This is a genomic window from Coleofasciculus sp. G2-EDA-02 (assembly GCF_040226375.1).
In the GTDB taxonomy this organism is placed as follows: Bacteria; Cyanobacteriota; Cyanobacteriia; order Cyanobacteriales; family Coleofasciculaceae; genus Coleofasciculus.
The window spans coordinates 37,789-45,690 of record NZ_JAVKEW010000104.1 but is presented as its reverse complement, the minus strand read 5'-3'; the positions used below and the strand labels follow the sequence as shown (position 1 = coordinate 45,690).

General features: G+C 45.6%; 6 protein-coding genes. 2 read left to right on the top strand and 4 right to left on the bottom strand.

Annotation, left to right across the window (positions count from 1 at the left end):
- Positions 1-235: 235 nt before the first annotated feature.
- Complete coding sequence (locus tag RLO19_RS11865; RefSeq protein WP_446356597.1) at positions 236-859, bottom strand: alpha-ketoglutarate-dependent dioxygenase AlkB; 624 nt, start codon at positions 857-859, stop codon at positions 236-238.
- Positions 860-980: 121 nt separating this feature from the next.
- On the opposite strand from RLO19_RS11865, the gene surE reads away from it, so the two are divergent.
- Positions 981-1,658, top strand: coding sequence for a 5'/3'-nucleotidase SurE (gene surE / locus RLO19_RS11860; protein ID WP_446356595.1), 678 nt, complete (start codon positions 981-983; stop codon positions 1,656-1,658).
- 93 nt (positions 1,659-1,751) lie between these two features.
- Here the strand turns inward: surE and RLO19_RS11855 are convergent, their stop codons facing one another.
- From RLO19_RS11855 to patD, 3 genes are all read right to left on the bottom strand, one after another.
- Complete coding sequence (locus RLO19_RS11855; RefSeq protein ID WP_446356594.1) at positions 1,752-3,404, bottom strand: ABC transporter ATP-binding protein; 1,653 nt, start codon at positions 3,402-3,404, stop codon at positions 1,752-1,754.
- A gap of 89 nt (positions 3,405-3,493) precedes the next feature.
- Positions 3,494-4,078, bottom strand: coding sequence for a zf-TFIIB domain-containing protein (locus RLO19_RS11850; RefSeq protein WP_446356592.1), 585 nt, complete (start codon positions 4,076-4,078; stop codon positions 3,494-3,496).
- 182 nt (positions 4,079-4,260) lie between these two features.
- Positions 4,261-4,620 carry a heterocyst frequency control protein PatD gene (gene patD / locus RLO19_RS11845; protein WP_446356590.1) on the bottom strand — a complete coding sequence of 120 codons (360 nt, stop codon included), beginning with the start codon at positions 4,618-4,620 and terminating at the stop codon, positions 4,261-4,263.
- 536 nt (positions 4,621-5,156) lie between these two features.
- Between patD and RLO19_RS11840 the strand changes: the two genes are divergently transcribed.
- On the top strand, positions 5,157-7,412 hold the full coding sequence (locus RLO19_RS11840; protein WP_446356588.1) for a RelA/SpoT family protein: 2,256 nt from the start codon (positions 5,157-5,159) through the stop codon (positions 7,410-7,412).
- Positions 7,413-7,902: the final 490 nt, after the last annotated feature.

Here is a 7,902-nt window from a genome sequence, read left to right as displayed (position 1 = left end):
ACAATGGATAATGACCTCTCCTTAAAAGAAGAGGATTGAAATTAAGGAAAATTTTTTTTAATTTCTTCGTAAACGAAGAGGTCTTAGACCCAATTAATCAATTGTCAATTATCAATTATTAATTATCCATTGATAAAGGGGGTGGCTAACGCGGATTTGGTATTAGATGATTTTTAACGGGTGCATCTAATTTAAAATTTAGATTTTGGATTTTCTAATACGGATTGGGTCAAAATTACTTATACGGGAATAAAACCTCTCGAAACGTAAGCGAAACTCTCCGACTTCTGACTAATTCTTGACCTTGATACTTATCCTTTTTGCGAGGAGGAATGCCATGTTGCCACTGATAGCGGGCAACGCCTTGTAAAATAATTAAACTTCCAGGTAATAAAAGAAAAGGAATCTGGGTTTTTGTTGGCGCATGGGTTAAGTTCATCACACAAATACTCCCCAAACTTAGGGAGATAATGGTATTACCAAAACAGGGAATGCAGTCAACATGAGTGGTAATTCCTTGACCGGGTAAATACTCATTGACAATCAGTTGATCGGGAAGAATGGGGGTTACGCGATCGCGAACCAGTCGTTGTGCCAGTTGATCTGCCCAATCTGGCAATTCTCCTAAGTAGCTGGCTGCTGCTAATGTCCGTTTTTGATATTCATAGCGATACCCATAATGTTGCACTCGGCGTTTTAATTGGGTTGACCATTCCTGTTGGTCGATAATCTCCAGTAATTGATTTTGCTCCTGGGTATTGATATAATCGGGAATGTAGTTTAGTCCAGGTATATCTGGCACAATAGATTCTGAGTTATTGTCTACATCGAAGTTGATAGATTTTGACGATGGTATCATTTTCTATAAAAATTTAGTCTATAATCCGATTAAGTAGCCCATGTAATTTTAACATATCAAAAATATTAACTATAGTTTAACGCTATGCTAGAACATTGGTGTTATCCGTTATGCCCATAAGATGACTTTAATTCTCACCAATGATGATGGAATAGATGCTCCAGGGATTCAAGCACTCCAGCACGCCGTCAAGGGTAAAGGCGTCATCGTCGCGCCTCAAACCCATTTATCCGGTTGTAGTCATCAAGTTACGACGCATAAGCCTATCCATGTCCAACAGCGCTCAGAATTTACCTACGCGGTAGCCGGTACCCCCGTCGATTGCACCCGTCTCGCCCTGAGTCAACTGGTGCAAAATCCCCAATGGGTACTCTCTGGGATTAATGCAGGCGGTAATCTGGGGGTAGATATCCATATTTCCGGTACAGTCGCGGCGGTAAGGGAAGCTGCAATTTTGGGAATTCCGGGAATTGCCATTTCCCACTGGATTAAACGCCCCTTGGTAATTGATTGGCAAGTGGCTAGTCGTTGGACAACCAGGGTGTTAGGGGAGTTATTTCAACATCCCACTCCTCCAGGTACGTTTTGGAATGTCAATTTACCTCACCTAGAACCCGGTTCTCCAGAACCCGATATCGTATTCTGTAAACCGAGTACCCAGCCTTTACCCGTTAACTATGTTGTAGAGGGTGATCGCTATTACTATAAAGGAGAATATGCCAAACGCGATCGCGCCCCTGGTACAGATGTTGATATTTGTTTTAGGGGTAGTATCGCCGTGACTCAACTTTCTCTTTGAATTCCCAATTTTCACGGGGAATCTAGAAACCTGCGTCGGGGCGGGTTTAGTTATATCTGGATGTAACCGAAACGATAGTAGTAAAACCCGCCCCTACACCGTCAATAATGGAGCAGCTTGTAATAGGGTTTGGGTATAAGAATGCTGGGGATTGGTAAACAAAGTTTCCGTTTTTGCCATTTCTACAATCTGACCCCGATTCATCACCGCGATCGCGTCACAGAAAAACCGCGCTACCCAGAGATCATGGGTAATAAATAAATAGGTTAACTCAAATTCTTCTTTTAGCGATCGCATTAATTCTAGTACCTGCGTCTGCACAGTTGCATCCAACATACTCACGGGTTCATCACAGATAATCAAACTGGGGCGAGTAATCAACGCCCGCGCGATCGCAACTCGTTGCTGCTGTCCCCCGGATAAGTCCCTGGGATAGCGGTGGTAATAGTCGGCTGGGGGTGTTAAGCCCACCCGTTCTAGCATTTCCATCACCTGATGTTTCGCTTCTGTAGGTGTCGCCAAGTTGTGGATAAACAAGGGATCAGCAATACTATCACCCACTGTCATTAAAGGATTCAGACAAGCCAACGGATCTTGAAAAATCATTTGGATATGTCGCCGCATCTCCCGTAGAGATTTCCGGTTCAGTTGGGTTAAATTTATGCCTTGAAATTCAACAGTACCAGAGGTGGGCGGAATGAGTTGCAAAATGGTGCGCGATAGTGTACTTTTTCCACAGCCCGATTCTCCCACAAGTCCCAAAACTTGACCCGGATACAGGTCAAAGCTAACCTCATCCACTGCTTTGATAACTTGAGGTTCGCCCGAAAACAATTGGGCAATAAAATTTTGTTCTAAGGTGAAATATTGCTTTAAATTTTGCACTTGGAGAATGGGTGTCGGGAGAATGTTATCCCCCGGTGTAGAGACGTTGCATGCAACGTCTCTACATTGTTCGTGATCATTCACCGTTTGCATAAGCAGCGCGGCTTGCAGGAGCGATCGCGTATACTCATCCTCAGGGTGGTGTAAAATATCCCCAACTGCCCCCATTTCTACCAGTTTGCCCTCATACATCACCGCTACGCGATCGCAATATTCCCCCACCATTGCCAAGTCATGAGAAATTAACAACAGCGCCATATCCCGTTCTTGGCAAAGTCGCGTCAGTTCCTGTAAGATCTGAGCTGAGACGGTGACATCTAGACTTGTGGTTGGCTCATCAGCGACAATCATTTTAGGATTGAGTAGAAGGGCGAGTGCGATCGCGACTCGTTGCCGCATTCCCCCACTAAATTCATGGGGATACTGTGACCAACGGTTAGCGGGTATCTTCACCGCTTCTAGGGTTTCAATTGCCTTTTGCTTACTTTCAGAACGCGATAAGTGAGGTTGATGGGCTTGTAAGGTTTCCAGACAATGATCCCCAATCGTCATCAACGGATCAAGGCGTGTCATCGGATCTTGAAATACCAGCGCCACCACTTCCCCGCGAAACTGGCGCAGTTGAGTTGGGTTCAATTCAAAAACAGACTGTCCTTTAAATCTAATTTGCCCTTCAATTTTTGTTGCTTTTGGTAATAACCGCATCGCGGCGCGTCCCAAAGTGGATTTGCCACACCCCGACTCTCCCACCAATCCCAATCGTTCTCCGGGATTTAGGGTAAATGAGACATCATTCACCGCCCAATAGTCAGGATTACTCGGATAGGCAATGTGTAAATTATCAATACAAAATAAACTCATAAGTCAATTGTAGGAGCGGGTTTAGGCACTCAAAACCTAGCTTTCACGTTCTGCACCGCCAGGGCGTATGATAGCGTCGATCAAATAGCCTATTTCGGATTGTGTCGTTGCCAATTTCCGCCGACGCGCCGCATCAGGTAAGCGACACCAAAATCCCCATTGGGATGTTCCGCTAATTTTTCCCCCAACTCAATCACCTGCGCCGCTAACTCACTCCCTAATTTGTCAACCGTGGCTTGGCGTTCTTTTTGCCAAAGGTGCTGTTCTCGTGCTTTACTCTGCCATTCGTTGGTAAAGAGTTGCTCAATTACGGTATGGAGTCCCAAACTTTCTAGAATGTCCCACTCCCCATAATCGCACCAAATCCCGCGACAGTGAGAACACCGTTCCACATAAAAGGGCGTCTTGAGATTAACTTTAGCGCGAGAGAGATAGCGCTGGCACTCTGGACATAATGCGGCTTTGGTATCGAAAGGTGACTTGACAAAATTCACATTTAATGAATTTGGGGTAAGCTCAGGCATTCTCTGAGCAGACGGTTGATGGGCTTGCCATGCTTCATACTCTTTGGCAGGAATCCAAGTGCCTTTACACTCTTGGCAATACTTCACGGCAAACTGATGCTCTAAATAGCCGTCTAAGAGTGGGACTTTTCTACATTTGGGACATTGCACCGATTTTCTTCCTCAAAGCACCTGTCCTTATTAAAACTCAAAACTCAGACTTAGCATTCTATGTCTCTACAGGGTTGGGGCGGGTTTAATTACATCTGGGTGGCAAGAAACGATAATGGTAAAACCCGCCCCAACACATTCAAAACTCAAAACGCCCCCCTCGACAGGACTGGACGAGAGCGCTACAGTTGAAGCATGACACCACAGTATTGGATCAGGGTGTTCAAGCGATCGCGGATGATAGCCACCCTAGACTGAACAGTTGCAGAATGTCGCGCCGTCCGCAACATTAGTATATCGGTTTCTAGCAGTCGCATTTGTCTATGGATTTCGGTTTGCCTAGACTGCCATGCTGAGACTTGTTCCTCATTGACCTCATCGGGACTGAGCGTGATAATTCGCCCTTGAAAGAGCTGTTTCACCGCCTGGAAACGCTCCTGGATCTCGGTTTTGTCTAACTCTTGACTCTGGGTGCTCTTGTGCAGAGTCTCTATGACTTGTTGAAAGTCCTGATAGGATTGCCGTTGGGAGGGGACTAACATTATGAGACAGGTTGGTCTAGAATAAACGTAAAGAATCTTGTATTTTTGTTTATAAATGCAAGAATTTGCTACCAAGCTGAGGATCAGGTTTGAGTCTGAAAGTCAGCTAGTATTCTCATTGCAGAGCAACCAACGTGAGGAGGAGCCGTAATGGTGGTGTGGTACTGCCAAAAGGGATTTCCTCTAAAACAGTTGCTGTTTGCTACTTGCTGTCTTAGCAACCCGCTATTGACAACCATCCGCAAAAAACCTAGGGTGTTGGCTTCAACCAAGTCCTTTGGTTATTCAAGATTTCCCTGGAGATAAAGTCCGTGACAGAAGCGACGTGTTGCTTCTGTACCGAATCCGAAGGATAGATATTTGGTAGTTCATGTTACTATTTCTCATCTAGGTCTAATTACTATACGGATAGTCTAGGGAATTTTGACCCGTTTCTGGAATTCACAAAAGCCAATAAATATACCACTAAATAGAGATCTTACTGCCATTACCGTTCAACCATCCTTATTATTGATAGATCTATCAGGGAAAAAATTATGAGTGCAACTGTCCTAACCACCACCTATAACCTAGACGTTCCCGACTGGTTGCAGGAATGTTTATCAACAGCCTCTGCCACCTCTGACCCATCAGCGCCGGATGAGGCGGCGTTAGTGGTGCGGGCGTTTGAATTTGCCTATCAACTTCATTCACAACAGTATCGAGCCTCTGGAGAACCCTATATAGCTCATCCTGTGGCGGTTGCTGGCTTATTAAGAGACTTAGGCGGCAACAGTACCATGATAGCGGCGGGCTTACTCCATGATGTGGTCGAAGACACGGATGTCACTCTCGAGGAGATTGAGTCAATATTTGGTGCAGAGGTACGCCATTTAGTCGAAGGAGTCACCAAACTCTCTAAATTTAACTTCTCCAGTAAAACCGAACGCCAAGCCGAGAACTTCCGCCGTATGTTCCTCGCCATGGCGAAGGATATCCGGGTGATAGTGGTGAAGTTGGCAGACCGCTTGCATAATATGCGGACACTAGAACATCTTAAGCCAGAAAAACAGCGTGCGATCGCCCAGGAAACCCGCGAGATTTTCGCCCCCTTAGCCAATCGCTTGGGGATTGGGCGGTTTAAATGGGAGTTAGAAGACTTATCCTTCAAGTATCTTGAACCTCATGCTTATCGCAAAGTACAGGAACTGGTTGCTGAACGGCGTCAAGACCGGGAGGAACGATTAGCCCAAGTTTCGCAGATTTTGCGAGAGCGCCTTACGGAGATGGGCATTCAATGTGTGGACTTGAGTAGTCGTCCTAAGCATCTTTATGGAATTTATCAGAAGATGCAGCGCCGCAACAAGGAGTTTCACGAAATTTATGATTTAGCCGCGATGCGGATCATCGTTAAGAGCAACGAAGAGTGCTATCGCGCATTAGCTGTCGTCCATGATGCCTTTCGACCGATTCCAGGTCGGTTTAAAGATTATATTGGCTTACCGAAACCCAATCGTTATCAGTCCCTACATACAGGGGTAATTGGCTTCCATGGGCGTCCCATCGAAGTGCAAATTCGCACCCTGGAAATGCATCGAATTGCCGAATATGGGATTGCTGCACATTGGAAGTATAAAGAAACCGGGAGTTCTGATCCGACCCAGATTGGTGACGACGATGATAAGTTTACCTGGTTGCGGCAGTTGCTGGAATGGCAGAATGACCTGAAAGACGCCCATGAATATATTGAAAGTGTCAAGGATAATTTATTTGACGATGATGTCTACGTCTTTACCCCCGATGGAGATGTGGTATCCCTGAGTCGGGGCGCAACCCCCATAGACTTTGCCTATCGGATTCACACCGAGATTGGCAATCACTGTGCTGGGGTGAGAATTAATGGTCAGTGGCGAGTCCTGGATACGCCGTTGAAAAATGGGGATATTGTAGAAATTATCACCCAGAAAAATAGTCACCCCAGTTTAGATTGGTTAAACTTTGTCGTCACCCCCAGTGCTAGAAACCGGATTCGCCAATGGTACAAGCGATCGCACCGGGATGAAAATGTGGCGCGAGGTCGAGAATTGCTGGAGAAGGAACTGGGTAAAAATGGATTTGAATCCTTGCTCAAATCTGAACCCATGCAATCCGTCGCCGAACGCTGTAACTATCAGAATTCTGAAGATTTAATGGCGGCGTTGGGGTATGGAGAAGTCACCCTGAATTTAGTGGTCAATCGGTTGCGCGATGCGGTGAAAGCTTCACAACCTCTGGAAATTGAACCCGCAGAAATAGAAAATTTAGTTCCACCGCTACCGACAGCGAAAGCGGCAAGTGATCAGTGGACGGTTAAAGGCGAACCCATTGCGGGCGTCGAGGGATTAATGCATCGGATTGCTGGGTGTTGTAACCCGGTTCCCGGCGAACCCATTATTGGTACAGTCACCCGATTGCGGGGAATTTCGATTCATCGTCAAGGGTGTCCCAATGTCGAAAATATTGAGGGAGATCGATTAGTTCCAGTGAGTTGGAATCCGACGGATCACGAGAGTGGGCGTCCCCAAACCTATCCGATTAATATTCAAATTGAAGTGTTGGATCGAGTCGGAGTTTTGAAGGATATTCTCTCCCGCTTAAGTGACCATCATATCAATGTGCGGAAAGCTCAGGTGAAAACTCAAGACGGTAAACCCGCGCTGATTGATTTGTGTATCGATATTCGGGATTACGGACAATTGCAGCAGAGTTTCGCTCAAATTAAAAAGATGAGCGATATTTTGAATCTGCGGCGGATCAGCGATATTAATGAATGAACAGGTTAAAATTTTAGAGACGCTTCTTGCATTGCGTCCGTAGGGGCGGGTTTTACGACTATCGTTTTTTACCTCACCCACATGCAACTAAAACAGCCCCTACCAATGTGTAGGGGCTCTTTTCACGACTATCGTTTCTGAGTGACATACTCCAGACAGCGATACAAGTATACGCTGCTGGCTTCTCCCACCTACTACATCTATAACGATCTCTATTTCTAGAGCGTAGGATTCGAGCTTTTTATAGTGAGTAAGATGCCCAGACCCACTTTTTAATACTTTTTTCTTAACTGTGAGAACTTGTTTTTAAGCTTTCGTTTTTTGCGTTTCCAGAAAACGTATTCCAGCTATGGGTGTCTACTCTGTGCATTGCCCGAAACAAAGGCGTAGAACGGCCCATCTATTTATTTTACGTTTGCCACGTTTCTAGTATATATTCGACCCATGAAATTTGACAACTCCGCTTCGCGTCATTGTCAGGCTATCCTTC

Excerpts from the sequence above, each read along its gene's own strand:
- RLO19_RS11865 (WP_446356597.1), bottom strand. The coding sequence starts at position 859 with ATGATACCATCGTCAAAATCTATCAACTTCGATGTAGACAATAACTCA.
- surE (WP_446356595.1), top strand. The coding sequence starts at position 981 with ATGACTTTAATTCTCACCAATGATGATGGAATAGATGCTCCAGGGATT.
- RLO19_RS11855 (WP_446356594.1), bottom strand. The coding sequence starts at position 3,404 with ATGAGTTTATTTTGTATTGATAATTTACACATTGCCTATCCGAGTAAT.
- patD (WP_446356590.1), bottom strand. The coding sequence starts at position 4,620 with ATGTTAGTCCCCTCCCAACGGCAATCCTATCAGGACTTTCAACAAGTC.
- RLO19_RS11840 (WP_446356588.1), top strand. The coding sequence starts at position 5,157 with ATGAGTGCAACTGTCCTAACCACCACCTATAACCTAGACGTTCCCGAC.